This window comes from Bacillus tequilensis, from assembly GCF_012225885.1.
GTDB classification, from domain to species: domain Bacteria; phylum Bacillota; class Bacilli; order Bacillales; family Bacillaceae; genus Bacillus; species Bacillus tequilensis.
Window position 1 is genome coordinate 3150905 of sequence record NZ_CP048852.1, and the last position, 26209, is coordinate 3177113.

The 26209-nt window shown below is 41.9% G+C and carries 26 protein-coding genes and 1 riboswitch; of the genes, 4 read left to right on the top strand and 22 right to left on the bottom strand.

Going from position 1 to position 26209, the window contains the following annotated elements:
- The 3 genes from G4P54_RS16705 to frlB form a co-directional block, all read right to left on the bottom strand.
- Positions 1-879, bottom strand: a complete 879-nt coding sequence (locus G4P54_RS16705) for a carbohydrate ABC transporter permease (protein ID WP_167873283.1) — start codon at positions 877-879, stop codon at positions 1-3.
- 56 nt (positions 880-935) lie between these two features.
- On the bottom strand, positions 936-2204 hold the full coding sequence (locus G4P54_RS16710; RefSeq protein WP_167873284.1) for an ABC transporter substrate-binding protein: 1269 nt from the start codon (positions 2202-2204) through the stop codon (positions 936-938).
- Positions 2205-2284: 80 nt separating this feature from the next.
- Complete coding sequence (gene frlB, locus G4P54_RS16715) at positions 2285-3271, bottom strand: fructosamine deglycase FrlB (protein ID WP_167873285.1); 987 nt, start codon at positions 3269-3271, stop codon at positions 2285-2287.
- A 192-nt stretch (positions 3272-3463) separates the two neighbouring features.
- On the opposite strand from frlB, the gene G4P54_RS16720 reads away from it, so the two are divergent.
- Together G4P54_RS16720 and G4P54_RS16730 are read left to right on the top strand one after the other, a co-directional pair.
- Positions 3464-4390, top strand: coding sequence for a MerR family transcriptional regulator (locus G4P54_RS16720; protein ID WP_167873286.1), 927 nt, complete (start codon positions 3464-3466; stop codon positions 4388-4390).
- Positions 4391-4602: 212 nt separating this feature from the next.
- A complete protein-coding gene (locus G4P54_RS16730) occupies positions 4603-4875 on the top strand; it encodes a DUF1648 domain-containing protein (protein ID WP_049627320.1) in 273 nt (90 codons plus the stop codon).
- 38 nt (positions 4876-4913) lie between these two features.
- Here the strand turns inward: G4P54_RS16730 and G4P54_RS16735 are convergent, their stop codons facing one another.
- Both G4P54_RS16735 and G4P54_RS16740 read right to left on the bottom strand, forming a co-directional pair.
- Positions 4914-5288: a nucleotide excision repair endonuclease gene (locus G4P54_RS16735; RefSeq protein WP_024713617.1), complete on the bottom strand. Its 375-nt coding sequence runs from the start codon at positions 5286-5288 to the stop codon at positions 4914-4916.
- A 101-nt stretch (positions 5289-5389) separates the two neighbouring features.
- Positions 5390-6508 carry an NAD(P)/FAD-dependent oxidoreductase gene (locus tag G4P54_RS16740; protein ID WP_167873287.1) on the bottom strand — a complete coding sequence of 373 codons (1119 nt, stop codon included), beginning with the start codon at positions 6506-6508 and terminating at the stop codon, positions 5390-5392.
- Between the two features lie 158 nt (positions 6509-6666).
- Between G4P54_RS16740 and G4P54_RS16745 the strand changes: the two genes are divergently transcribed.
- Positions 6667-6819 carry a hypothetical protein gene (locus G4P54_RS16745; RefSeq protein WP_024713615.1) on the top strand — a complete coding sequence of 51 codons (153 nt, stop codon included), beginning with the start codon at positions 6667-6669 and terminating at the stop codon, positions 6817-6819.
- Complete coding sequence (locus G4P54_RS16750; protein WP_167873288.1) at positions 6819-7091, top strand: hypothetical protein; 273 nt, start codon at positions 6819-6821, stop codon at positions 7089-7091. The genes G4P54_RS16745 and G4P54_RS16750 overlap by 1 nt, the downstream gene beginning before the upstream one ends.
- Before the next feature lie 347 nt (positions 7092-7438).
- Here the strand turns inward: G4P54_RS16750 and G4P54_RS16755 are convergent, their stop codons facing one another.
- From G4P54_RS16755 to G4P54_RS16840, 17 genes are all read right to left on the bottom strand, one after another.
- Positions 7439-9055, bottom strand: a complete 1617-nt coding sequence (locus tag G4P54_RS16755) for a type I restriction-modification system subunit M (protein WP_167873289.1) — start codon at positions 9053-9055, stop codon at positions 7439-7441.
- A 16-nt stretch (positions 9056-9071) separates the two neighbouring features.
- Positions 9072-10310: a restriction endonuclease subunit S gene (locus tag G4P54_RS16760; protein WP_167873290.1), complete on the bottom strand. Its 1239-nt coding sequence runs from the start codon at positions 10308-10310 to the stop codon at positions 9072-9074.
- Positions 10311-10323: 13 nt separating this feature from the next.
- Positions 10324-11229, bottom strand: a complete 906-nt coding sequence (locus tag G4P54_RS16765) for an AbiJ-NTD4 domain-containing protein (protein ID WP_167873291.1) — start codon at positions 11227-11229, stop codon at positions 10324-10326.
- A gap of 42 nt (positions 11230-11271) precedes the next feature.
- A complete protein-coding gene (locus tag G4P54_RS16770; protein WP_167873292.1) occupies positions 11272-14328 on the bottom strand; it encodes a type I restriction endonuclease subunit R in 3057 nt (1018 codons plus the stop codon).
- Positions 14329-14332: 4 nt separating this feature from the next.
- Positions 14333-14911 carry a restriction endonuclease subunit S gene (locus G4P54_RS16775; RefSeq protein WP_127696496.1) on the bottom strand — a complete coding sequence of 193 codons (579 nt, stop codon included), beginning with the start codon at positions 14909-14911 and terminating at the stop codon, positions 14333-14335.
- A 1300-nt stretch (positions 14912-16211) separates the two neighbouring features.
- A complete protein-coding gene (gene sufB, locus G4P54_RS16785; RefSeq protein ID WP_024713611.1) occupies positions 16212-17609 on the bottom strand; it encodes a Fe-S cluster assembly protein SufB in 1398 nt (465 codons plus the stop codon).
- 20 nt (positions 17610-17629) lie between these two features.
- Positions 17630-18073: a Fe-S cluster assembly sulfur transfer protein SufU gene (gene sufU / locus G4P54_RS16790; protein ID WP_064816401.1), complete on the bottom strand. Its 444-nt coding sequence runs from the start codon at positions 18071-18073 to the stop codon at positions 17630-17632.
- Positions 18063-19283 carry a cysteine desulfurase SufS gene (sufS, locus tag G4P54_RS16795; RefSeq protein ID WP_024713609.1) on the bottom strand — a complete coding sequence of 407 codons (1221 nt, stop codon included), beginning with the start codon at positions 19281-19283 and terminating at the stop codon, positions 18063-18065. The genes sufU and sufS overlap by 11 nt, the downstream gene beginning before the upstream one ends.
- Positions 19283-20596: a Fe-S cluster assembly protein SufD gene (gene sufD / locus G4P54_RS16800; protein WP_167873293.1), complete on the bottom strand. Its 1314-nt coding sequence runs from the start codon at positions 20594-20596 to the stop codon at positions 19283-19285. The genes sufS and sufD overlap by 1 nt, the downstream gene beginning before the upstream one ends.
- Positions 20597-20613: 17 nt before the next feature.
- Positions 20614-21399 carry a Fe-S cluster assembly ATPase SufC gene (gene sufC / locus G4P54_RS16805; RefSeq protein WP_003151872.1) on the bottom strand — a complete coding sequence of 262 codons (786 nt, stop codon included), beginning with the start codon at positions 21397-21399 and terminating at the stop codon, positions 20614-20616.
- Positions 21400-21591: 192 nt separating this feature from the next.
- The gene (locus G4P54_RS16810; RefSeq protein WP_032681724.1) at positions 21592-21729 is read right to left on the bottom strand and encodes a YuzK family famiily protein; all 138 of its coding nucleotides are present in this window, start codon (positions 21727-21729) and stop codon (positions 21592-21594) included.
- A gap of 192 nt (positions 21730-21921) precedes the next feature.
- Entirely contained in the window at positions 21922-22299 is a 378-nt protein-coding gene (locus G4P54_RS16815; protein WP_024713607.1) for a carboxymuconolactone decarboxylase family protein, read from the bottom strand.
- A 281-nt stretch (positions 22300-22580) separates the two neighbouring features.
- Entirely contained in the window at positions 22581-23405 is an 825-nt protein-coding gene (gene metQ, locus G4P54_RS16820; RefSeq protein ID WP_024713606.1) for a methionine ABC transporter substrate-binding lipoprotein MetQ, read from the bottom strand.
- A 13-nt stretch (positions 23406-23418) separates the two neighbouring features.
- The gene (gene metP / locus G4P54_RS16825) at positions 23419-24087 is read right to left on the bottom strand and encodes a methionine ABC transporter permease MetP (protein ID WP_024713605.1); all 669 of its coding nucleotides are present in this window, start codon (positions 24085-24087) and stop codon (positions 23419-23421) included.
- Positions 24080-25105, bottom strand: coding sequence for a methionine ABC transporter ATP-binding protein MetN (metN, locus tag G4P54_RS16830; protein WP_167873294.1), 1026 nt, complete (start codon positions 25103-25105; stop codon positions 24080-24082). Before metN ends, metP begins: the two co-directional genes overlap by 8 nt.
- Positions 25106-25210: 105 nt before the next feature.
- Positions 25211-25317: riboswitch (SAM riboswitch) on the bottom strand.
- 114 nt (positions 25318-25431) lie between these two features.
- The gene (locus G4P54_RS16835; RefSeq protein WP_024713603.1) at positions 25432-25776 is read right to left on the bottom strand and encodes an SCP2 sterol-binding domain-containing protein; all 345 of its coding nucleotides are present in this window, start codon (positions 25774-25776) and stop codon (positions 25432-25434) included.
- 106 nt (positions 25777-25882) lie between these two features.
- Complete coding sequence (locus tag G4P54_RS16840) at positions 25883-26203, bottom strand: thioredoxin family protein (RefSeq protein ID WP_167873295.1); 321 nt, start codon at positions 26201-26203, stop codon at positions 25883-25885.
- Positions 26204-26209: the final 6 nt, after the last annotated feature.

The following is a 26209-nucleotide window of genomic DNA, read 5'->3' on the forward strand; positions in this document are numbered from 1 at the left end:
TTACTCCTCCTTTCCGGTTTTGAAAAACTTCATTTGCATGAGCGACAATGCGAGCGTAATGATTAACACAACGGTGGCAATCGCTGAGGCATAGCCCATCATATCCTTTGTAAAGGCGCTTTTATATAAAAACGTGCTTAAAACTTCTGAAGCGTTGCCCGGCCCGCCGCCTGTCAAGATGTACGGCTCATTAAATACCGTAAATGCGCCGGTCAGCGTCATGACGACCGCAACAAATGACATCTCTTTCGTCTGGGGAACGGTAATGTGAAAAAACTGCTGAATTTTCCCCGCGCCGTCAAGCCGGGCCGCTTCATACAGTTCATCCGGTATTTTTTGAATTGACACAATGTACAGCATCGCAATATAACCGACAGATTGCCATTGGGACACAAAAATAACAGAAAGCATAGCCGTGCTGTCCTCCCCAAGCCAAGCCCTCGTCAGCTGATCAAGACCTACCGCCTGAAGCAGCTGATTCAAAAGCCCCGTCTCAGGGTTGTAAATAAAATCAAACAAAAGCGCGATCACCGTCATAGAGATGACGACCGGCAAAAAGAAAACGGTGCGAAAAAACGGCGACCATTTTCTGACCAGCTTATCCTCAAGCACCGCCGCCAAAATCAAACCGCCAAATACCTGGCATACAATGGAGATCACGGCGTAAAGCACATTATTGGAAAGCGCCTGGTAGAAGACAGGATCGTGAAACAGTTCCACATAGTTTTTCAAGCCGATAAACGTTTTTTCCGGAGAAAAAGAGCTCCACTGAAACAAGCTGAGGAAGACATTCTCAAAAATCGGGATATAAACGAAAAGTAAAAAAACGAGAGCGGGCACCAAAAACAAATAGGGGGTTATTTTATTCTGATTGACCAAGGATATCTCATCTCCTTTTTCAAAAGAAAAGGTGCAAGCTTCACCTTTTCTTTGATTTATTCAGCTTGCGCCCTCACTTGCTTCGCTGCTTTTTGAACGGCCTTCATCACCTGCTCCGGTGTCATGTCGCCGCCAAGCATTTGCTGGACGCTCGTCAAGTACGCATCTGCGACTTCAACATCGACATCCATATCAAACCACGGAACCATTGATTTGGCATCAACAATATGCTGAACGGCTTCACGCTGGACGGCTGTAGAGTTTTCTTCAGTTGCCGTTCCTTGCACCGCACTGTATTTTCCGACATCTTTGACGAGCTTTTCACCCATTTTTTTCGACGTCAGAAACTGCAAAAATTCCATCGCTTCCTTTGGATGTTTTGTTTTTGAGGAGATCATGAACCCTTCCGGCGCTCCCGTTAATGCTTCTGAAGATCCTTTTTGCCCGCTGATTTCAGGGAATGGGAACATCCCCAGATTCACCGGTTCAACGAGCTTGATTTCCGCTGTTTCCGCATAGATCATCGCCGACTTTCCGCTCTTAAATTGCTGTCTTACATATTCGTGGTCGACGGAGTTTACATGTTTATTGAAGTAAGGCATGAGCTCCTGAAGCTTTTCAAGTGCTTTTACATAGCCTTCATCGGTAAATTCACCCGTTTTGGCGTTATAGTCCTTTTCCCGGGTTTTTTCATCGACCATCCGCTGATTGAGCGTGCCAATATAGTGTGAGATTGTCCAAGTCGCCTTTGTGCCGAAGCTGATCGGTGTGTAGCCATTTTCTTTCAGCTTCTTTGACACATCGATTAATTCATCCCATGTCTTCGGCGGATCAAGGTTCAGCTTTTGAAAAATGTCTTTATTATAGAAGAATGATTTAGCGTCCATTTGCCACGGCACGCCATATTGCTTGTTTTCATAAGTAAATGGTGTAATTTGCGATTGAACGAGCTGTGATGACCAATCTGTATCATCTTTGTAGTAGGACGAGAGATCAAGTGCTTTATTGCCTCTGATGAATTTAAAAGCAAACTCGTCGCTCCAAGAGAAGTAAATGTCTGGAGGGCTGGTGGTTCCCAGCATAACCTTAATTTTGTCTTTATAGGAATCATTCAAAACGGCTTCAATTTGAATGTCGATATCCGGATGCTCTTTTTCAAATTCCTTCACAACCTCTTCAAAATAACTTTTTTCCGGCTCCTTCGGCCATCTGTGGAAAAATTTCAATGTCACCTTTCCATCCGCTGAACTGCTCTGGCTCGAACAGCCCGCAATGGTGAGCATACTGACGGCTGCAATGATCAAGAACAACAACATTTTCTTCAAAGGGTTGGCCTCCTCTGGACATTAGACTATAATGTTATATAACATTATAGTCTAATGCATAATGGTTCCTCGTTTTCAGATCAATATTCAACTTTCCACATATATCTTCTATGAGATAAAGGATGATTTCTCGCCTCTGCCAGCTCATCCGCATAGCGTCTCAGCACACGGTTGAGAACGAGCGGAGCAAGATAGCCTTTAACTGAATCGTCAATTGCAGTGAAATCGTAAGATGCGGCATCAAGCACAGTGAGTTTTTTGCCATACTTTTTCGAGAAGGTAAGCGCCCGCTCTTCAAGAGGCCTTGTTTCATCTAAACCGAGCAGGATGATAAACGGCACGGATTCATCAATAATTTCAAATGGTCCGTGAAAATATTCTCCGGCATGAATGGCGTGGGAATGAATCCATTGCATTTCCATGAGAATGCAGATGCTGTAGGAGTAAGCGACACCGTAGTTTGCACCGCTTGCCATTGTGTAAATGATGCTTTCTTTTTCATGAGCTTTTGCGAATTGCTTTGCGTTGTCAGCTTCCTGCTTAAGGGCTTCTTCATACACAGCCTGTAGCTGGTCTAAGCCTTCAATGGCCTGCTCAAATTTCGTGTTGTTTTCTAAAACTTGCAGGATGCCGAAAACGATTTGATACAGTACGCCATAGTTCGTATTGATCGCAAGCGCCTCATCACCCCAATCATACTGGGCAACATATTGCCCTTCCTGTGCTAAAGGAGACTCCGGTTTATACGTCATCGCAATCGTAAGTGCGCCTTTGCCCCTCGCAAACGAAGCAGCTTTAACTGTTTCCGGGGTATTTCCCGAATGCGAGCACAAAATAACAAGCGACTTTTCACCAAGCTGAACAGGGTTGCGCTGGATAAATTCGTTGGCGCTGTAAAGGTCTGAGCTGATTGATTTTGACTCCCTGTCAAACACATATTTACTCGGATACATAATGGCCGAAGACCCTCCGCATGCGACAAAGAATACATGGTCAATGGTTTTCCCTTTCAAATCCTGCAAGAAAGCTTGAACCTTACGATTTACTTTTGCTGTGGCCTGACTCAAATCCTTCACTCCTTATTTTTATTATATAACGTTATATAACATTATATATTGTTATATTAAGGTCCGCAGCGATGATTGTCAATATTATTTTCAGAAATTTCTAAAATGTAAAACAAGATCGTCTTAATTCCCACACTCTCTTGACCTGACCCTTAGAGACACGTTTAGAATAAAAGCAGGGAGTGATGCAGTATGAATATAAAAGAAGCCGCCCGGCAGACGGGTCTCACGAAAAAAGCCATCAAATATTATGAGCAGGAAGGTTTAATTACCGTCAGCAAAAACCCTGATAACGGATACCGTGAGTATTCCGCAAAGGACGTAAATACACTGAAAATGATTGCCGCCCTCCGAATGCTGGCACTATCCGTAAGCGATATTAAAGCGTTCCTCTTAGAGGGCAGCAGCCTGCATGAGATCCTGCAGCAGCAGCATCAAAAGCTCAGCCGGCAGATTGAAGGGCTTGAGCAGGAACGGAAACTCACCGAACTGCTGCTCAAACGCGTGGAGGGTGCAGAAAATGTCGATTCCATTTTACATGACATCGGCGAAGTCCAAATAGACGAACCAAAGTATATGGGGCTTCAGCTGAAAAAACTGTTCCCGGGAGATTTCGGAAAATTTATCGCCGCGCTGTTTGAACCGTTCCTCGACTTTTCTATTGATACAGATGAGAAAAAAACGACATGGGCGGAGCTTATTAAAGTATTGGATGATATGGAAGAAGTGCCGGCCGCACACCCGATTATGCAGCTGGTCGGCAGGGAGGATCCTGCTCAGCTCCAGCAGCACAAAGCCCAGCATGACCAATTCATCGAGCGGATTTTGGAGAGAGACCCCGCTACTTGGGACACTCATAAAAACACAATCATTCAGCTCGTAAAAAGAGTGCAGACAGATGAAGAATACAGAGAAAACCTGATCAAGGTCGGGGAATCCGCTTCTGATCTGCCGGCGCTTAAGGCGGGTTCGCCTTTCAGCAATCTCCTTCAAAAGCTCAGTCCGACATATGACAAATACGTGCGACTTCAGCTTGAACTGAAAAAAGAAGCCGACAAGGAGCTCGGCTTTGATTCAGAGGCATATTTAAAAGAGATGCTGCAAATAAAAAAACGCTAAGGCCGATTTCATTAGCGTTTCTTCCTTCAGCTTCAGTGCTGCGCATTAATGCGGTCCACGACATTAGCGATGAGCTGCTCTTTGCCTAAGTCGGAATCTTCGTCGGCGGCTGCCGCGTTTACACATACTCATAAGCGACAGCATTAGAAAAACACTGAAAAATAAACTTTTTTACACTAAAATACTATTATATGTAAAAAAGGAGTGTTCATATGTTTTTGATGAATGATAAGGTGCTGTGGGGAGCGGTGGCTCTCGCCTTTATTCTGTCGATTGTGTTTTATCCGTTGCTTCCTGCTGATATGGCCATTCACTATGACGTGTCGAACCGTCCGAATACAGCTATCAATAAAACGGCCGGCGTTCTGATTTTTCCCGTGCTTATGGTTGTCTGTATGTTATTCAGAAAACGAATCGTCCAGTTATTCCTCATCGTATACTTTCTGCTGATCGTACACATCGCGGTGCTGTGGCTGGCACTGTAACAACAATAAAACCGGAGCCTTGAGGGCCCCGGTTTTCCTTATTTATAAAATACTTTCTCAATGTTGTATTTCGACTGAAGGGTATTGATCGCATACGTTTCGTAAATCTCTCTTTCCATTGGATCATCAACGACACATACTTCAATTTTATATACTTCGTCTCTATGATGCTTGATCGGTGAGACATTGTCTTCAAAATGCTTCTTAATTCTCTGTCTTAGCTTTCTCGCTTTCCCGACAAACAGCAGCTCGTCATGAATGTTGTAAAACATAAAAATGCCGCCTTTATCCCTTGGGATCTGGTGAAAGTCGATGAAGCCGTAAATCGCCTTTATTTTCGGCTCGTTCTCATTTGCTGACTGCTGTCGTTCGGTGATGGTGACATTCGGTGCGGGTATATCAATTTTTATCAAAATAAGTTCACGTCCTCTTTTTCATTAAGATTAATGCTAACACAGACAGAAAAGAAAAGCTAGAACAGCTTTATACTATTTGTTTGTTATGCTTTTACTTATTATGCAATCGCTCCGGCTGGATCATACGGGCTAAGGTCGATTTCAGTCTGCTTTCCGAGAACGAGCTTTGCGAGCTCTGAACCCAGGAACGGCCCCATCGTTAATCCCGAGGCGCCTAAACCATTAGCGGCAAAAAGGCCTCCAACGCCTGGTACAGCCCCTGCAACCGGCAGAAACCCCGGTGTAAATGGCCTAAAGCCCACTCTTGCTTCAATCACAGCACTGTCTGCAAGCCCCGGTGCTGCGGTTAGCGCTTTGCTTAATACTTCGTGCTGTCCTCCGGCCATCACACGCAGATCATCAAGTTCAGCATCGTTTTCGTGCGTGGCGCCGGCTACAATCCTGCCGTTATCAAATGAAAGAATGTACTGATCGTTTGGCGGCATCACAACCGGCCATGATCCTGTATCCGCATCCGTCATTTCAAAATGCATAATCTGCGCCTTCTGAAAGGACACTTGAAAATGAATGCCAAGAGGCTTCATGATCTCATTGGCCCATGCCCCCGCAGTCACAATCACCGCGTCCGCCGCAAACTGCTGTGTGTCTGTTTGCACACCGGTAACCGTTCCGTTTTCAAAAAGCAAGGACGCGTTTCCGTTGATGACCTCTGCGCCGCGTTTCTTAGCAGCGCTTAAAAGCGACCGGCACAGCGCTCTTCCGTTCACCCGGGCGGCACCGCTGATATGAACCGATTCATAGCCATCAGCTAAAATCGGAAACAGCTTTTTCGTTTCACTCGCGGACAAGCGGGTAATCTCGCCGATTTCCGGCGCGTCCTCCCGCCTCTTATACGCCCGCTCCTCCATCTTATCGAGCTTCACCGCATCCGTATGAATGCTGATCGCACCGACACGCTTGTATCCCGTATCTGTTTCTCCGTCCTCTTCCAATTGATGGATTAAATCCGTATAGTACCGTGCTCCCCCCTTAGCAAGCTGATACCAATCCTGATTGCGGCGCTGCGACAGCCAAGGACAGACGATTCCGGCCGCCGCATCGGTCGCTTGTCCAGGTTCCTTCCGGTCGATCACAGTGACCCTGGCACCCCATTTGACAAGATGGTAAGCAGTCGACGCGCCGAGAATTCCTGCGCCGATGATGATGTACGATTTCATATAAAAACACCTTTTCTATTATAATGTCTATTCATTTTACCAAATCGAGTGCTTTACTTCGACCCATTGCCTCAATATGAAAAAAACGCGAAGTTCGTCCAATCTCTTTACTCTCCTATCGAATATTCTGTCACTATCAATAGAGAAAGGATGATACCATGAGCGAAAATAATCATGAAAATGAAGAAAACAGACGCGATGCGGCAGGCGCAAGAGTCCAAAACAGCGGCAATTCAAGTGTCGTCGTCAACGTGAACACAGATCAGGATCAGGCACAGACTCAGACTCAGACACAAGACGGGGAAGAGTAATGAACGAAAACATCATTCCTATCAACAGACACACTCAAGAGATACCCGCTACTGAATCCGTGATCAAAAACAGCGGCAACTCAGAGGTCCATATCGACATTCACATTGACACAATGCCGATCGCCTTTGCCATTTTGTGCTCTGCCTTAGCCGCAAAGCAGATGACAAAAGAGGAATTTGACACGGCTTATATGCGATTACGAGAGATGAACAATGGGTATCACAATGGCACATCTGTAAAGCAAGTCATCAATCCGGAGAATGAAGAGTAAAAACCGCGCGCCCCTTGGCCTGCGGTTTTTCTTCTGCATACAAAAAGGACGCAACTGAAAACCAGTTGCGTCCTTTTTGTGAAAAATTAACCAATTGAACCTTCCATTTCGAACTTAATTAAAATTGCTCTGAAATGGGATGGACTGATTTACAACAAAACCGCTTAAGCCTTTGATATATAGCCATTTCTTCAGATTGTTTAAAATGGATTATAATATCAAGTTGGCGCGAATTTGGCATGTGCTGAAGCAGCATACAATATCAGCTAAGTCTCCCAACTTACGCTGTTCCCAAGTGTTTGTTGAAAAGAGCCAAGGTTTAAATCCTTAGCACTTTTCTAACACTATTATTTACCTAAAAGATTGATAAATTTACTCAGTTCTTCTTTGGCTTCATCTGTTGTCCCGTTCAACTCGTTCAAAAGCCCAAACAATTTTTCATATGAATTCGTAATATCTGCTTTTACTTCTGTCAACTCTTGAGCCACTTGTGAAAGTGGAATAACTTCTTCTTCTTCAAACGTGTCCACATAACGTGGAATGTTCAAATTGTAATCATTTTCTTTGATTTCATTCAAAGATGCCACATGAGCATATTTCTCAACGTCTTTACGGCTACGGTAAGTTTCGATAATTTTGTTGATGTTCTCAGCAGAGAGTTTGTTTTGGTTCTTGCCCTTTTCAAACTCATTTGAAGCATCGATAAATAAAACATCTTTATTCTTGCGAGCTTCACGACCTTTAAACACCAGCACACAGGTTGGGATGCTAGCGCCATAGAACAAGTTAGCTGGCAATCCAATAACAGTATCTAACAGATTGTTGTCGATGATATTTTTACGGATTCTACCTTCAGACGCACCACGGAAGAGCACCCCATGAGGCAATACGATAGCCATAGTTCCATTTTTATCCAAATGATAAAGTCCATGCAGTACAAAAGCATAATCTGCCTTAGATGCAGGCGCTACACCATAACCCTTGAAACGTGTATCTTTTTCTCGATCAACGTCTTTTGTATCCCATTTATGGGAATATGGGGGGTTTGATACGACGGCGTCGAACTTCAAAGGAATTTGTGTGCCATCTTTTTCAGCAAATGGCCAGTCAGCATCAAGTGTGTCTGCTCGTTTCAACTCCATATTGCGATAGTTAACCCCATGCATCATCAAGTTCATGCGGGCTAAGTTATAAGTCGTCGTATTCAACTCTTGGCCGTAAAACTCAACGCTTCCTTCTTCATCACCATTTGGTAATTCTTTTTGGACTGTTAGAAGAAGTGAACCCGATCCCATTGTAGGGTCATAAACACGGAATTGACCGCCAGTTCCATCTGCATCATTCGTGACAATTTTCGCCAGGATTTGACTAACTTCATGCGGTGTATAGAATTCCCCTCCTTTTTTACCAGCATTGGCAGCAAATTGTCCAATCAAATATTCATAAACGTCACCCAAAATGTCGTGCCCTGAATCGTCTTTGAAAGTGAACTCGTTAATCATCAACACGATATCATTCAAAGCCTTTGCACGTTCGTTTGTACTTGAGCCAAGACGTGTGTCCCCAAGGTTAACATCTGAAAATACATTAGCAAAGTCAGCTTCTGCAATCGCGTTACGTTTTGCATTTATATTGAATGAGTCAAACATATCTTGGAAGTCACTAGCTTTGATTTTGTGATTTTCGATTTTTGATACGATTTTGTCCCAGGTGTAGGCTGGGTCAATCGCATATCCGATACCTTTACTAATTTCTTCAAGGTAATCTTCTTTTTCAGTTTCATCTGTCACTTCGTAAAACTCTTCCAGGTCATTGACTTTTAAGTATTCATCTTGATTTTCTGATAAATAGCGATAAAACATAAATGGCAAAATATAGTTCTTATACTCACTTGCATCCATTGTTCCACGCAGTTTGTTAGCCATTCCCCATAGCTTTGATGTAATTTTCCTTGCATTACTCATTTGGGTAATCTCCTTTTCATATAAACATTTGTTGAAGCAATGATTTCTTCAATTTTTCAAGCGTATTTAACTCACGCTGATGAAGGGTGATAAGGTTGTCAAGTTGATTGAAAAAGGTGCCGATTTGCCTCTGCTCTTTGTATTCTGGTAGCAAAACCTCAAATGAAGATAATGCCTCTTTAGTTATTGTCTTAATCGTTCCGCCTGGTGCTTTATTCCTTTCAATCTCAAATTTCTTTTGAATTATATAAGCCCAAAAGTGTTGATCTGTTGGCTTTTCATATCCTTCAAAAATAAGTAACGTTCTATCAACAAAAGAATCGTATTGCGTGATAGCAACACGCCCAATACTCCCTTGGAGAGTTACCAAAACTTTACCTTTTGGAACAAATACACTCTTAGGTTGTGCCAATTTGCTTATCTTTTGTTTGGTATCATCAACTAACACTAAATTGTCAGTCACATCTACAACTTGAACAAATGGCATTGCTCCATCGCCATCATACCATTCTCTATTTCCATAAGGTTGTGGGAATGAGCCACGACGAAAATTAGCATAATCCCCCAACCTACGCGGTTCCCAAGCATCAGTAAATCCTGCAAAGCGAATCTCAGGAGTATTGGCTCCATCTTTCGGAAACATTTTATGAAGTAGATTTTTTTTCATATCCTTCAACAGTTCCAACTTACGCTGATGAAGGGTTATGAAATTGTCAAGCTGTTTGAAAAAGGTTCCTATCTTAGCTTGTTCTTCGACTGAAGGAATGGGGATTGGCATTTCACGAAATACAGAATCCTTAATAGCAAACCTGTCTGATCGTGCACCGGAATCCCCATTCAATTTCATGAATATATGCCAACTATTAGATGAAAAGTATTTTTCCAAGTATGTTTTATCAACATCATGTGTACGGAATACATAATAAAGAGGTGACATTATGCCAGTTCTTCCTAAATTATTACGCTTAATCGGACCTACTGGAGCGAAATTAGAAATCCTTGGGTTGTAAACAAAATCATCTGGTCGAACGACATAATAACCATCTAAATTCTTTTTATTTGAAATATCCTTATCAAAAAAATCACGTTGATTTATGATTCCGAGCTCCGCTGAATTTGTTAAGGTTTCAGAGTAATTATTGTCTTTATTCTTCTCAGTCACCTTCTCTGAAATCCCCCCTAACTTACACTGTTCCCAAGCATCCGTAAATCCTGCAAATCTGATTTGGGGTGAATTTATTATTTTATCACTCATTTCTAATCTCCTTCTATTTTAAATACTGAATCGCTAAAGCAATTAACGACAAGCAACGGTTAAAAAAGTAATCGTAGTGGCGATTATCTGTAATATCAATTTTACTTGTCTCATGATGACGGATTCTAAAACTATTACCAATGTCTGTTAGTGCCCTAAATTCAGCATCAAAAATAGCACTAAATTCTAACTGCCCATTGCTCATATCATTTACCACTTTGTTTGCAGAGTCACGTTTGTCAAGATTGGTATAATATGTTTTCATACGTTCAAAGGCATCCCAGATTTTCTCCACTGAATCTTGGCGGGCTGCTGGATTTGGTGTTTTGTATAATGCAATTGCATCTTTCATCAATTCTCTTGTCCCATATTCAGCAATTTGCTGGACTTGTGTCTCTATTTCTGGTGAAAGCGGGCTGTTTTCTACTATACGCTCAATAAGTTTTCCGCGGGTTAGTGTAAACAACAACCCAGACTCTTGAAATATTTCGTTTATTTCATTCCGATAATCATCAAAAACATTTGTTGTATCCAAACAACGAATATCCCAATAATTTTTGTAACGATCATTATTCCATCCTTCAGAAATATCCTTTATATTTTCAGCAACATACTCTATAAGGTCAATTAATGAATATTGATCATAATCATCATTATCTTGTGGGGCAGCTATATGACCATACTCATCCCTCAAAATATTAGGAATTTTTATTGCCATTCTATTTTCAAATTGACTACGGTTAAATTCAATATAACCCTGGCCCACAAAAGAACAATGCTGTTGGAGCTTAAAGATATGCGTTAGATTTTTATAGTATTTTTGGCATACATTTAATAGCAAAGCATAAACTTCTTTTGAAATTTCACTAGTACGTGTAATTGGTTTTCTTAATCCATGGCGTTCTGTGTATAAATTCATTTCTGTTCTCCTTTCTTTAATCTGCATAATTTTATCACTCGACTACTCTCCCTTCTTAATTTCGTCGGCCATTTCGTAAAATGCCTTACGAAATTCAATGCGATACCGAACCCAGCTTAACGCTGCAATCTCTTCAATTGCGATTTCTTTATAATCAGCTCTTGCGTCATTCATGATAGCGGTTAACTCCCCTTGTTTATCCATATCTTCTTGACCTAATCGGTGTTTCTTAATCAAGTTTTCAAGTTCCTTAGGCTTTGTACTGTTATCAAGTCCCCAAGTACGGATGAAGTTCGTTACAAGTTGGATATTCGTATCCTTTTGTGCCTTATCCATAGCTTGGTTCATTTTTTCAACACTTCGAGGTGCTGGATAATGATCAAATTCAAACTCTTTCGAGAAAATCTTAGATACAAAGTTACGCATCTTAGATTTTTCTTTTTCATTGTCAGACTTGGCGATTTCAACTTGGATTTCATCACGTGTACTTTCGGCTTTCGACATTTCGTTTGCGTGAACTTCGTCAGCCATCCGGGCGATCAAATCAATCAAATAATCATAGTTGATGGTAACATCGTGAATATGAACCATAGAGAGATTGACCTGCGAAATATCAACGTCTTCTCGCTTCGCACGTCGTTCTTTCAACTCACCAGCAATGACAGTTGTTAAAATGACTTCCTGCTCTTCAGTAATACCTAAACGTTCATAGAACTCTTCAGGATTATCATAGGCAGAAATAGGATTTTGGTCATCATCTACGGTATATTGTTTCAACTGACTCAATAAACGATTATACTCTTTCAGATTCTCAAAGACTTCATCCTGTGCTTTTTCACTTGGTGGTAATTGTATAAAATCGTCTGTGAGTGTGGAAAGCTTCTTGATGACTTCTTGCATCTCAGCTTGGACCTTGCTAAATGGTTTGGAAGTGATACCAGACTCTTCGTTGCCTTTCTTCAATTCTTCAAGTGAAAGTTGTTCGTCGGCAGATGCACGATTTGAATAAATAGCAAAAGCATTATTCATTTCATACTCGTTTTGCTCCGGCCAACGATAATTCACGACATTTCCCCAAGGCTTATCGACAACGTTATGTATTCTATTTGTACGTGAGTATGCCTGAATCAAGTTCCCACCTTTAAGTGTTCGGTCAATATAGAGCGTATTCATCTCAGGAGCATCAAAACCGGTCAAAAGTTGATCCACAACAATGACCAAATCTAAATAGTTGCCATCATCAGCTGTCTTGTTCAAACGTCGTGCTAAGTCTTCTGTGTAGGCTTTAACTGTCGTCATATCAAAAGCTGTGCCAAACATTGCGTTATAGGCTTTGATGGCTCTGTGTAAGTTTTCGTTCGTTTTCAGTTGATGAATACTATTGGATGTATCTGCCGAGAAACTCACTGCAACTTTTAATCGTTTATCTGCTGGACGATTCGCATTCTCTTCCGCAAACTTATCGAAGTATTCCATCGCTCTTGGTGTACTTGCTTTGTTACCTCCTACATGCACTGTAAATAAGGCATTATATTTGCGATCATTTGAACGTTTCTTCCAATTATCAAAGATGTCTTTCACTACTAACTTCACATGTTCTGGACTATAGTCGTAAACACTTCCACGAACATTATCATCAATATCATCTTCGGTAGGATCTTCGGGAGCCTCGATTGTTTCCTTAAATTCAACGTTAAACCCTAACACATTTTTATCCGCAATCGCTTCTTTAATGGTATATGCATGTAATAGTTCTCCAAAGATTTCTCGTGTTTCCGGGAATTTTGGTGTACCAGTATAACCAATCCAAGCAGAATTAGGAATTGCTTTTCGAATCGTTTCAAGCATCCCTTCATTTTCGGTACCATTACCAGTTGATCGGTGGGCTTCATCCACGATAAAAAGAATATTTTCATTAAGTGGCTTGAAGCTGTCCCGCGCTACATAACGCGACATTTTTTGGATACTTGTCACAATAATGTTCTTATCGCTTTTCTTCGTTAGTTTGCGATGAAGGTCTGAGATATTGGCTGTGTCACCCACCACACCAGTTTTCCCTTCAAAACCAGCAACAGGATCATAAGCTTTATAAGCATCAGCTGTTTGGTTGGTAAGCGCGATCCGGTCAACCAAGAAGATAACTTTATCTACATTAGATAAACGGCTTGCAAGCCACGCTGTCTTAAAACTTGTGATTGTTTTACCTGAGCCTGTTGTGTGCCAAATGTATCCTAATTTACCATCATCATATCTAAAGTCAAACTTTCTAACTTTATCAAGTACACGCTTTGTGGCATAGACTTGATAAGGGCGCATGACTTTGATACTTTCTTTGTTTTTTGTACCATCTAGTACCATGTAGCGTGTTGCCAAATCATGAGCCATTGGAATGGACAGCACATTATCCACAAACGTCCTCCATGAACGAATAGGGCGAGCATCATCTTCGTTTTGCCAGTTGAAAGCAAAAGCTCGGTTAAAATTTTGGAGTGGGGTATTTGCCATATAACGAATATCAAACGGTGTCATCGCGATTAAAATCTGCAAAGTTGAAAAGATACCGCTTAATTGTTTTTCAGCAATATACTGTTCCATCTGATTTAAAGATTCTGTAGCGCTGTGAAGTGCTTTCTTTAATTCGATTTGAATAATCGGCAAACCATTAATAAGCAATGTCACGTCAAACCTGCGATTCGGCTTACCATCAACTACTTTTGGCCGTTTAATTTGATTCACCACTTGATAAACAGTGTTCCCTCCGCCCACTTGAGCTTGGTCGAATACCGTCAAAAACACATGCTTACCATTGTCAAGGTCGACTTCAATTTCAGAAACACCATTAACGCCATACAAAAACTGTCCGGCATGGTAAGGTGATTCGATACTAGTGATGATTTTCTTCACCTGGTTAAATTCAGTGACAGACAAGGGTTCATCTAAACGAGCGCTATTGTTTTGTTCTAAGATTATTTTAAAGTTATCCCAGAGTTGTTCGGTTGTTTTGATGTCCTTTTTGTATTCCCATTGTTTTACTCCACCGATTTTGGTCAAATAATCGATAACTTCATTTTCAAATTCTAATTCCGATTGACTTTTCATTTGATTATTTCCCCTTTAATGTTTCTTCTATTATTGAGCTCGAAAACTGCTCAATCAAGTCCGCGTATATGTTTAACTTATTTTGTAGCTTCAGTGTTTCTACGTATATAGCGCCTATTTTCTTCTGTTCCTCGATCGGAGCAACAGGAATGATAATTTCCCCAAGAGCACGAAGCGGAATTCTTAGAATAGGGCCACTCCCCTGTAACTCCCTTTCTTTTTGTCGCTTCACATCTTTGTAAGCATTAAACAAATAAAGAAAATATCCCTCATCAAGTCGTTCGATATCAAACTCTATTTTGGTAAAGTTTAGAGACAACACTTTACCAACATTATTTTTACCGACAATTGTTGCTAGCTGTAATGAGTTACTGATAACAACATCACCTTCATTTAACGATAGGTTATTTTGAAATAAAGGTTTTGCCTCTTCTTCAACTGCTACGTCCTCACGATTATAATCAGCTTCAAAAGACGCTTGGTCATAATAATTTATTTTTTGAGTTTCAAACTGCTTTTGTGCTCTTGTTGGATTAATACCAGGAACGAATGTTACGAATTCATTTAATTTTCTTTTCTCCAAATAAATCGCCCCTAATCACAGAAATTATTTTTTGAAATATTTATATATTACATATTAAAACATATCGAGTTTACTTAGTCAACGATAATATGAAATATTTATATATTTCATTATTACTTTAAAAAAGGTCTGCTGAAACTATTTTAAATCCTTGTTTCTTCGCTCTTCCGCACCAACTTGTTAAACCATCATTGCAAAAATGTATCCCCTATTCAACGTTATTTTTGTTTCCACAAACGACATCAAACAGCTAAAACCAATTTACTCATGATTAATCTCAAATCCCACAAAACAAACAAAACCCTTGAAATCACACCATAAGCGATTCTAAGGGTTCAACTATCATATTTTCGTCAGCAGTACGAGAGTCTCCGCATGACAGGTGTGCTGATTGTTAAAACTGAATTATTGATGATTGATGTAGCTTTGTTCACCTAAAACAAGCTGTATTTTTTAGATTTAACCATTATATGGATAAAAACGAATAATAAGGTGGTTTAACATCATATTCTAGACAGTTTTGTGTTAATAAAAAGGTGGGAAACGTGATTAACCATCAATTGAAGTATTAAAAAAGCTTAGAAGTTCCATACGAGGGTTTGATGAAAGCAGCAGGATATATGAATTTAAATATAACAATGAAAGGTGGAAAAACAGAAGATATTATTGAGAATCTACAGAAATTACCCGAAAAGTTTGAATAACGGTCAAGCTACGAGTTAGAGACGAACGATTGAAACTTGATCATTTATTAGATTCTAATGATCCACTATTTTTTAAGGACAGGCTTCTGACAACAGAAGAAAAATCAAAATTAAAGGCCTTATCCAAATTGCTTTAAAGGATTGAAAGGGGAGAAGGCGTCATGGCAAACTTCAGAAAGTTAGCCAGTGGAAAATGGCAGGCAGGAGTACACAAGGATAGAAAATTAGTAAGCCTTACAAAAAAGGAAGCAGAAAATAGAAGCAGCAAAAGTTGAAGAAAGAAAATATTATGGACAAACAATAAATGATCGCAATATGCTTTTTGATAAAGTTGTGAAAGGATCGGCTTGAGGATAAAAAAGCAAATGTAAAGGAATGAACCTTTGTTCAGCTTGAAGTAATTTTAGAAATTACATCGCTTGGAGCATAAAAACCATCAAAACAACAGGTGACGTTTATCTTGATATTACCGAAAAAATAGAAGAAGACGAACTTCAAAAGTTCGCCTCCTACACTAAAAGATAATTTCAACTTGGCACAAACTTGGCATGGTTTGAAAACCTCTCAAACCCCTGGTATATAAAGGGTTTTATTTATTACCCAATAGAACCTTCCATTTCGAACTTAATCAAACGGTTCATTTCAACTGCGTATTCCATCGGAAGCTCTTTTGTGAATGGCTCGATGAAGCCCATTACGATCATTTCAGTCGCTTCTTCTTCGGAAATACCGCGGCTCATCAAGTAGAAGAGCTGCTCTTCAGATACTTTAGACACTTTCGCTTCGTGCTCTAATGAAATGTTATCATTTAAGATTTCATTGTAAGGAATGGTGTCTGATGTTGATTTGTTATCCATAATGAGCGTATCGCACTCGATGTTAGAGCGGGCGCCTTCCGCTTTGCGTCCGAAGTGGACGATTCCGCGGTACGTTACTTTTCCGCCTTGTTTTGAAATCGATTTTGATACGATTGTGGATGATGTGTTTGGTGCAAGGTGAATCATTTTCGCACCCGCATCCTGATGCTGGCCTTTACCCGCAAGAGCGATAGAAAGCGTCATACCGCGCGCGCCTTCGCCTTTTAGGATACAAGCCGGATATTTCATTGTCAGTTTAGAACCGATGTTGCCGTCGATCCATTCCATTGTTGCGTTTTCTTCACAAATCGTACGCTTTGTGACAAGGTTGTAAACGTTGTTTGCCCAGTTTTGGATCGTTGTATAACGGCAATAGCCGCCTTTTTTGACGATGATCTCAACAACCGCACTGTGAAGTGAGTTTGTTGTGTAAACAGGCGCAGTACAGCCTTCCACGTAATGAACGCTTGCTTCTTCGTCAACGATAATCAGCGTACGTTCGAACTGACCCATGTTTTCAGAGTTGATACGGAAGTAAGCTTGAAGCGGTGTTTCAACCTTTACGCCTTTAGGCACGTAGATGAAAGATCCGCCGGACCAAACAGCTGAGTTAAGCGCCGCAAACTTGTTATCAGTCGGCGGGATCACTTTTGCCCAGTGCTCACGGAAAATATCTTCGTTTTCTTTCAGCGCGCTGTCAGTGTCTTTAAAAACGATGCCTTGCGCTTCAAGGTCTTCTTTCATGTTGTGGTATACAACCTCAGATTCGTACTGAGCAGAAACACCCGCAAGGTATTTTTGTTCAGCTTCTGGAATACCGAGCTTGTCGAATGTTTGCTTAATTTCTTCAGGAACTTCATCCCAAGAACGCTCTGAACGCTCAGACGGTTTTACGTAGTACGTAATTTCGTCAAAGTTCAGTGAGTTTAAATCTCCGCCCCATTGAGGCATCGGCATATTGTAGAAATGCTCAAGTGATTTCAAGCGGAAATCAAGCATCCATTGAGGCTCTTCTTTCATGCGAGAAATTTCTTCTACGATTTCTTTTGTCAATCCGCGCTCTGAACGGAAAATGGAAACGTCTTTGTCGTGAAAACCATACTTGTATTCACCAATATCAGGCATTTTTTTAGCCATCCATTTTCACTCCAATCCTTTTAATTGCCGCCTTCTTCTTTTGCGACTCCTTTTTCAAGTGCTTTCCATGACAGGGTTGCACATTTGATACGGGCTGGGAATTTTGAAACGCCTTGAAGGGCTTCAATATCCCCGAGATCTATAGAATCATCATAATCTTTCCCTTGCATCATATCCGAGAAAATCTTAGACATGGATAGGGCTGTTTCGATATCTTTCCCTTTAATCGCCTGAGTCATCATCGAAGCGGATGCCATTGAAATGGAACAGCCTTCTCCTTCAAATTTCGCATCTTCCACGATGTCTCCGTCAAGCTTCATTGTCAGTCTGATGCGGTCGCCGCATGTCGGATTGTTCATATCCACGACGATGCTGTCATTCAAAACCCCTTTGTTGCGCGGGTTTTTGTAATGATCCATAATCACCTGTCTGTACAATGTATCTAAATTTGCATTAAAAGACATTTGTAAAATACTCCTTTGTCTTTTGAAGAGCTTCCACAAGCTTATCAATCTCTTCCTCTGTATTATACAGATAAAAGCTTGCTCTCGCAGTAGCAGTTACATCCAGCCATTTCATCAGCGGCTGCGCGCAATGATGGCCGGCTCTGACTGCGATTCCTTCCGCATCAAGTACGGTTGCCACATCGTGAGGATGAACATCATCAAGGTTAAATGTGACAAGCCCGGCACGCTCCTCAGGGCCGTAAATTGTGACGCCGTCAAGCTGGCGGAAGCGCTCAAGCGCATAAGCTGCAAGCTTGTGCTCGTGGCGGGAAATCTCATCAAGACCGATTTCTTCGAGAAAATCAATGGCGGCACCGAGACCGATTGCTCCTGCAATAATCGGCGTGCCCGCTTCGAATTTCCACGGAAGCTCTTTCCAAGTTGATTCATAAAGTCCGACAAAGTCGATCATTTCACCGCCGAATTCGGCAGGCTCCATGTTTTCCAGCAGGGCTTTCTTTCCGTACAGCACACCAACACCGGTGGGCCCGCACATTTTATGGGAAGAAAGCGCGAAGAAGTCGCAATCGAGATCCTGCACGTCAATTTTCATGTGAGGCGTGCTTTGCGCACCGTCCACCACAATAACAGCCCCGTTGTCATGAGCGATTTTTGCCATGTCTTTAATCGGGTTGATCGTGCCGAGGACGTTAGATACATGGGACACGGCAACAATTTTTGTGTTGCTTGTGACCGTTTCTCTGACGTCGTCTAAAGAAATCGTTCCGTCTTTCTGCAGCGGAATATATTTTAATGTGGCGCCAGTCGCTTTGACAGCCTGCTGCCACGGAATGATATTCGCATGATGCTCCATGTAGGTGATGACCACTTCATCACCCGGTTTCAGGTTGGCGCGCGCATAGCTTAACGCCACCATATTCAGTGATGTGGTCGTGCCTTTTGTGAAAATAATCTCAGCCATTGACTTCGCGTTAATAAACTTGCGGACTTTTTCACGCGCTCCTTCATAACCGTCTGTCGCTCTGGTTCCAAGTGTATGGACGCCCCGGTGAACATTGGAATTGTATTGATTATAATACTTATCCAGTGTTTCAATGACAGCACGCGGCTTCTGGGAAGTCGCCGCGCTGTCGAGATAAACGAGATCATGTCCGTTCACTTGCTGATGAAGGATCGGGAACTGTTCACGAATATCTGTGATATTCATTACTTCACTTTCCTTTCGATAACAGAAACCAATTGTTTCTTAACGCCTTCAATCGGAAGTTCATTTACTACAGGCGCCAGGAATCCGTAGATGACTAAGCGTTCTGCTTCTTCTTTCGCAATTCCGCGGCTCATCAGGTAGTAAAGCTGAATAGGGTCCACACGGCCGACAGATGCCGCATGTCCTGCAGTTACATCGTCTTCGTCAATTAAAAGAATAGGGTTTGCGTCTCCGCGTGCTTTTTCGCTAAGCATCAGCACACGTGATTCTTGCTCCGCATTCGCTTTAGAAGCGCCATGTTCGATTTTGCCGATTCCGTTAAAGATAGAAGAAGCGGCATCCTTCATCACACCGTGCTTCAAGATATAGCCTTCTGAAGCTTTACCGAAATGGATGATTTGTGTTGTGAAGTTTTCTGTTTGCTCTCCTCTTCCGACAACAACCGTTTTCGTATCGCCGTATGTGCCGTCACCGTAAAGGTTTGTTGTGTTTTCGGAAATCGTGTCGCCATCGTTCATCAGGCCGAGAGCCCACTCGATTTTGCTGTCGCGTCCGCGCGCAGCGCCGCGGCGGTTCACATACGTTGTCACTCCGCTTGACAGATTATCAACTGCACCGTATGTCACGCTGGCATTATCACCTGTGATGACCTCACTGATAATATTGAAGACAGCGTCTTTCGGGTTTACAGTGCTGATGTAGTTTTCTACATATGTGACAGAGCTGTGGTCTTCAGCCACAATCAGCACGTGGTTGAACAGAGCTGTATCATTGCTTTCGTGGACATAAACAGCTTGAACCGGTGTCTCCACCTGAACATTTTTCGGAACATAAAGGAACGCTCCACCGTTAACAAGAGCCGCGTGAAGTGCAGTTAATTTATGCTCATCAACCTTCACGCCGTCCTTCATAAAGTATTTCTCCACCAAATCGCTGTGCTCGCGTGCGGCAGTCAAAATATCAGTGAAGATAACACCCTTGTCTTTCAATTCTTGAGAAAGAGAAAGATAAGCCGGCGTCTGATCACGCTGTACGTATAATGTTTTATCTTCGTTTTCCACATCGATCAGCGCTTTTGCTTCATCAGTCAAATCTTCTAATGAAGAAAGCGGTTCGTTATCAACTGTATGCTTCGCGAAATGCGTGAAGTTCCAATTTGTGATTTTTGTTTTATCAGGCTTCGGCATCGGCAGATCCTCAGCTTGTTCAAGAGCCTGTAAGCGCAGGTTTTTCAGCCAGGCAGGTTCTTGATGCTTTTCGGAAAAGCTTTTGAGATACTCCTGATCTACGGATAGTTTTGTATCTAGTGTCATATTAATCCCCCTAACGCTTACGCTTCTTGGCCTACAGTTTCGTCTTCAATGCCAAGTTCTTGTTTGATCCAGTCATAACCTTCTGCTTCTAGACGCTGTGCAAGCTCTGCACCGCCGGATTTGACAACGCGGCCTTGCATCATCACGTGGACAACGTCCGGAGTGATGTAGTTTAACAGGCGCTGATAGTGAGTGATCATCAGGCAGCCGAAGTTTTCGCTGCGCATTTTGTTGATCCCTTTAGATACAACTTTCAGAGCGTCAATATCAAGACCTGAGTCGATTTCATCAAGGATGGCGATTTTAGGTTCAATCATCATTAACTGAAGGATTTCGTTGCGTTTTTTCTCCCCGCCTGAGAAGCCTTCGTTAAGATAGCGCTGAGCCATTTCAGGGTCCATTTCAAGGAACTCCATGTTTTCGTCCATTTTGCGGATGAATTTCATAAGAGAAATTTCATCGCCTTCTTCTCTGCGCGCGTTGATTGCTGAACGCAGGAAGTCGGCATTTGTCACACCGCTGATTTCACTTGGGTACTGCATCGCAAGGAATAAGCCCGCCTGCGCACGCTCGTCCACTTCCATCTCCAGTACGTCTTTACCGTCAAGCGTGATGCTGCCTTTTGTTACTTCATATTTAGGATGCCCCATAATAGCAGCTGACAGAGTGGATTTACCAGTCCCGTTCGGTCCCATTACCGCGTGGAACTCTCCGCCTTTTATTTCAAGGTTTACACCCTTTAAGATCTCTTTCCCTTCGATTTCAACGTGAAGATCTTTGATCGTTAATGTTGAAGCAGCCATATCTATACCTCCAAAATATATAATCATTATTCTCAAATTATTCTCATTCTAATTTTATAACAAATGAAAAGTAAATACAACTTTTTATCGTGCCTTGCACATTCCTCAAGTTTAACAAAGATCGGCACTTTATTAAAGCGATTGAAAAAGAAAAAGAGTGGATTCCCACCCTTTTTTAAAAGATTGATTTTCTCAATAAGCACCCGCAGAAATCCGCTTGCTTTTTTCATAATCAAGCTCTCTCTGCCGCTCTACTTTCAGTCTTGTTTCCAGCCGGCGCCCGTACTCCTCGTATCCAATTCCGTGAGACAGCTGCATCGCTTTTTCCATTTCTGACGTATAATCGAGGTTCAGTCTGTCCTGGCTGCTGCAAATAATGAATCAATCCCTTCACATATTTGCTTCTATTGTATCAGCGCTGCGATGGAGGCCGCAAAAAGGATATGGCTTGAAATAGCGGCCGTTGAGACGAAAGCACCCTTTTAGATCAAATGAGAATGGTTTTTCGGAAAATTCCTTCTCTTAATGCGTGGTGTTTCCGAATTCCTCTATGCACTGCTGAACGACTGTCACACCTTGGCTGAGTGCCGCGCCGCCTCCAAATGCCGCTGCCACACTGACCGCTTCGAGAATGTTTTCTTCTGTCGCTCCCTCATCAAGACAGCCCTTCGTATGATAGATCATGCAATATTCATCTTGGGCATTGATGGCGATTCCGAGTGCAATCAGCTGCTTTTCTCTTTCAGTCAGAGAATTGCCGGCAAAGCATTGTTCAGTAAATTCGTTATACTTTCTTCCCATCAGCGGCATCTTTTGTTCAAATGTGCCTAAACCTAATTTATACTGTTTTAGCGCGTCCTGCATGCTTCCTCTGTCTTGATTCAAAGAGATTCCCTCCATCTGTTTAACATTCCTTTTTATTATGAACAGCTTTTAGGAAAATACCCGAAAAAAACCCCGGATTTCTCATCCGGGGTTTCACCGTGTCAGCAAACCCTCGCATTCGTTGTCAGACCTGCGCGTTGGTGCTCACGAATTACAACATTCGCTCCGCTCCAATGCTCGGTCTTCCTAGACTTCAAGGGTTTTCATTCACGCAGAAAAGATGACAAAGCCCTAAAACTAAGTTTTAGGGCTTTGTCAATAATCGAACCCCGGATTTCTCATCCGGGGTTTCAAGCTTATTCAGATACAGGAAGCACAGCTCCGTCGTATTTTTTCTCGATGAAGTCTTTGATCTTTTTAGAGTGAAGAACTTCCATCAGCGCTTTGATTTTAGCAGAGTCTTCGTCGCCTTTTCTAACGGCGACGATGTTAGCGTATGGGTTGTTTTTCGTTGATTCTACTTCAATCGCGTCTTTTTTAGGATTTAATTTATTTTGGATCGCATAGTTCACATTAATGAAGGCCGCGTCTCCTTCTTTGTTTTCATATGCTTTTGCCGTTAATTCTGGCGCTACTTTTTTGAATTCAAGATTTTTCGGGTTTTTCTTAATGTCTTTCAATGTTGCGTCAACTGTTTCCACTTTAGAATCAAGCGTGATTAATCCTGCGTTTTCAAGCATTGCAAGCATACGGCCTTGTTCAGCGACGTTGTTTGTCAGGATAATTGTCGCTCCGTTTGGAAGATCTTTTAGCGATTTGTATGTTTTAGAGTAAATACCGAATGGCTCTAAGTGAACAGCGCCGGCATTCACAAGTTTGTAATCTGTGTTTTCTTTCATTTCTTGCTCAAGGTAAGGAATGTGCTGGAAGTAGTTCGCATCCACTTCTTTATCAGCTAAAGCTTTGTTGTACATCTTGTAATCACTAAGCACTTTCACTTTCAGCGTGTAGCCTTTTTCTTTCAACAATGGTTCAGCCTCTTTTAAAATTTCCGCATGCGGTGTTTTTGTCGCCGCAACAACAATGTCTTTCTTGCCGGATTCAGCGCCGTTATTCGAACCGCAGGCAGCCAGAACTCCTGCAAATACAAGCAGTAATGCACCTAAAAATAGCTTTTTCAATGTAAATCCTCCCTTATCGTTTATCTATAATATTTGTTATTACATCACCGATGATTTGAATAATAAACACGATGATTAAAATAAACACAGTAGCAACGAAGGTAACATCAGCATTATTAGACTGATATCCTTCTACATACGCAAGGTTTCCAAGGCCGCCTGAACCGATGGCTCCGGCAATAGCCGTTGAGCCGATCAAAGCGATGGCCGTAACCGTGATGCCAGAAATAAGAGCCGGCATAGACTCCGGAAGCAGCACTTTAAAAATAATCGTAGACGTTTTAGCGCCCATTGATTTAGCGGCTTCAATCACACCTTTGTCAACCTCGCGCAATGCGATTTCAGCAAGGCGCGCGTAAAATGGTGCCGAGCCGATCACCAGCGCCGGCAATGCGGCATTTGGCCCTAAGATCGTGCCCACTAAAAATTTCGTAAAACCTAACAATAAAATAATTAAAATGAGGAATGGAATCGATCTGAATATATTGACAATGGCCGCAATTACAGAGTTGACAGCTTTATTCTGCCAGAGGCTCCCTTTGCTTGTCAGGAAAAGCAGCAAGCCGAGGATCACCCCGATGACAAAAGCAAACACCAATGAAATCAGCGTCATATACAGTGTTTCATATGTCGCGTTCCACAATTCAGTTAAATCAACATTCGGGAAATACTTTTCAAACATTCGTGATCACCTCTGCTTTTACCTGTTTGTCGTTAATGAACCGGATCACGTTTTGCACTTCTTCCTCGTCTCCGTCAATGTGGATGAATAATGAACCGTAAGCTCCATCCTTCGTCTGCGAGATTTTCCCCTGCAGAATATTGACACTGACATTGAAGTTTCTGATCATTTCTGTAATCAGAGGCTGTTCAGCCGAATCACCGACAAATGTGAGCTGAACCGTTTTTCCTGATGCTGTTTCATCAAGAAGATGCTGAAGCGTTTCTTTCGTTTCTTCCGGCTCTGTCACCTGCTGAACAAATCGTTTTGTCATGTCTTCTTTCGGATTTTTGAAGACGTCGAGAACTTCGCCTTCTTCTACAACCCTTCCGTTTTCCATGACGGCGACTCTGTTGCAGATTTTGCGGATGACATGCATTTCGTGTGTAATCAGCACAATCGTCAAGCCGAGTCTTTCATTAATATCGGACAATAAATCCAAAATTGAATCTGTCGTTTGCGGATCTAACGCTGATGTCGCTTCATCACAAAGGAGAACCTTCGGATTGTTTGCAAGCGCTCGGGCGATGCCGACACGCTGCTTTTGCCCGCCGCTCAGCTGAGACGGATATGATTTTTCTTTTCCTTCTAAACCTACCAGTTTAATCAGTTCATTGGCACGCTTAATCCGTTCGCTCTTTTTGACCCCGGCAATTTCTAAAGGAAACATGATATTCTCTCTGACGGTCCGCGACCAAAGCAAGTTGAAATGCTGGAAAATCATGCTGATTTCATGGCGTGCTTTTCTTAAACCGCGTCCGTTTACTTCATTAATTTTAGTTCCCGCCACTTCCACGGTTCCTGAGGTTGGTTTCTCAAGGCCGTTCAGCAGACGGATTAAGGAACTTTTACCAGCTCCGCTATATCCTATAATTCCAAAAATCTCACCTTTATTAATGGAAAGCGAGACATTTTGGACAGCATTGACATCTCCATGTTTCGACTTGTAAACTTTTGAAACATCTTGAAGATTAATCAAAGCAATCACCTGCCTTAACACTATTCTAAGAAATCTTCCGGGTTTTTCTGCAAAAGAAAAGCCTTTCTGCACATGTGAGCAGAAAGGCTTATATAAAACGCCTTTCTCTCATCTTTCAAAGCTGAACGCTTCGTGTGAATTGGCACCATTTCAACAGCGTTGATGGTTGCCGGGCTTCATAGGGCACTTCCCTCCACCTCTCTTGATAAGAGAAATATATAGTCTTTTTCGTCCGGAAATTCTTAATGTAGAATAGCACGGCGAATCAGCAAATGTCAATAAAATAAATGATGTCAACTTTTACTATTATAATAATTTTTTATTTTTCAATTCTTCAAAATCCTCTGAAAAAATCCGTTCGTCAGCCAGAGAATGGCCTCGAGTTTCAGCAGGGCTCTGAATGACCCCTTTACTTTAAGGCTTCCCCTCTGGATCAAGTGCTGGAGGGAAATGTCTCCGTGCAATAAATGAATGATTTCCGCTTGGTTTCCGTAAAAGGTCAGGTTGGACGTTTGAGGCGGAGAAATTTTTTTCATTTCTCCCTGTTCGTTTATTGAGACGGTTAAGGCTTCTGTTTCTCCTTGGAAGGTAATGAGCAATGCTGAAGCATTCAAAAGGGGTTTTAAAAACAGATGCTGGTACTCATCTTCTAAAACTTCCGCTTTCTCCATATGTACAACCTCCTATTTGTTGGTCATACATACACATTTCTCTTTCTGCGCAAGAACCCCTTTATAAAACGAACGACAATTTCATTGGAATACGTCGAGAAATATGTCATAAATGGGATGCGGAAGATGATTTTTGTTTAATCAGCTCATATAAATAAGAAACAGAATGAAACGCGTATCCTCTTTCAACCACTTTTCCGCCTTTAAACAGCAGAAAGCAAGGGACGCTCTCAATTTGATACGCTTTTGCAAATGTCGGAGAATAATTGACATTGTTTTGATAGAAGGCGACATCGGGCAGCATCTCTTTCACCACTGTCAGCATTTTGCTTGCAAGCTGGCAGGTGCCGCAAAACGGAGTATATAAATATAGGAGATACACATCATCTGCGATGTGGTCTAGCTCATGTTCTTGAAGTTCTTTCATGCTATA

What these genes read in the sequence shown, in the direction of transcription:
- metP (WP_024713605.1), bottom strand. Translation starts at nt 24,087, where the DNA reads ATGTTTGAAAAGTATTTCCCGAATGTTGATTTAACTGAATTGTGGAAC.
- G4P54_RS16720 (WP_167873286.1), top strand. Translation starts at nt 3,464, where the DNA reads ATGAATATAAAAGAAGCCGCCCGGCAGACGGGTCTCACGAAAAAAGCC.
- G4P54_RS16840 (WP_167873295.1), bottom strand. Translation starts at nt 26,203, where the DNA reads ATGAAAGAACTTCAAGAACATGAGCTAGACCACATCGCAGATGATGTG.
- G4P54_RS16730 (WP_049627320.1), top strand. Translation starts at nt 4,603, where the DNA reads ATGTTTTTGATGAATGATAAGGTGCTGTGGGGAGCGGTGGCTCTCGCC.
- sufU (WP_064816401.1), bottom strand. Translation starts at nt 18,073, where the DNA reads ATGTCTTTTAATGCAAATTTAGATACATTGTACAGACAGGTGATTATG.
- G4P54_RS16815 (WP_024713607.1), bottom strand. Translation starts at nt 22,299, where the DNA reads ATGGAGGGAATCTCTTTGAATCAAGACAGAGGAAGCATGCAGGACGCG.
- sufS (WP_024713609.1), bottom strand. Translation starts at nt 19,283, where the DNA reads ATGAATATCACAGATATTCGTGAACAGTTCCCGATCCTTCATCAGCAA.
- G4P54_RS16765 (WP_167873291.1), bottom strand. Translation starts at nt 11,229, where the DNA reads ATGAATTTATACACAGAACGCCATGGATTAAGAAAACCAATTACACGT.
- G4P54_RS16755 (WP_167873289.1), bottom strand. Translation starts at nt 9,055, where the DNA reads ATGAGTAATGCAAGGAAAATTACATCAAAGCTATGGGGAATGGCTAAC.
- sufD (WP_167873293.1), bottom strand. Translation starts at nt 20,596, where the DNA reads ATGACACTAGATACAAAACTATCCGTAGATCAGGAGTATCTCAAAAGC.
- G4P54_RS16740 (WP_167873287.1), bottom strand. Translation starts at nt 6,508, where the DNA reads ATGAAATCGTACATCATCATCGGCGCAGGAATTCTCGGCGCGTCGACT.
- G4P54_RS16770 (WP_167873292.1), bottom strand. Translation starts at nt 14,328, where the DNA reads ATGAAAAGTCAATCGGAATTAGAATTTGAAAATGAAGTTATCGATTAT.
- G4P54_RS16750 (WP_167873288.1), top strand. Translation starts at nt 6,819, where the DNA reads ATGAACGAAAACATCATTCCTATCAACAGACACACTCAAGAGATACCC.
- G4P54_RS16760 (WP_167873290.1), bottom strand. Translation starts at nt 10,310, where the DNA reads ATGAGTGATAAAATAATAAATTCACCCCAAATCAGATTTGCAGGATTT.
- G4P54_RS16835 (WP_024713603.1), bottom strand. Translation starts at nt 25,776, where the DNA reads ATGGAGAAAGCGGAAGTTTTAGAAGATGAGTACCAGCATCTGTTTTTA.
- G4P54_RS16745 (WP_024713615.1), top strand. Translation starts at nt 6,667, where the DNA reads ATGAGCGAAAATAATCATGAAAATGAAGAAAACAGACGCGATGCGGCA.
- G4P54_RS16810 (WP_032681724.1), bottom strand. Translation starts at nt 21,729, where the DNA reads ATGGAAAAAGCGATGCAGCTGTCTCACGGAATTGGATACGAGGAGTAC.
- sufB (WP_024713611.1), bottom strand. Translation starts at nt 17,609, where the DNA reads ATGGCTAAAAAAATGCCTGATATTGGTGAATACAAGTATGGTTTTCAC.
- sufC (WP_003151872.1), bottom strand. Translation starts at nt 21,399, where the DNA reads ATGGCTGCTTCAACATTAACGATCAAAGATCTTCACGTTGAAATCGAA.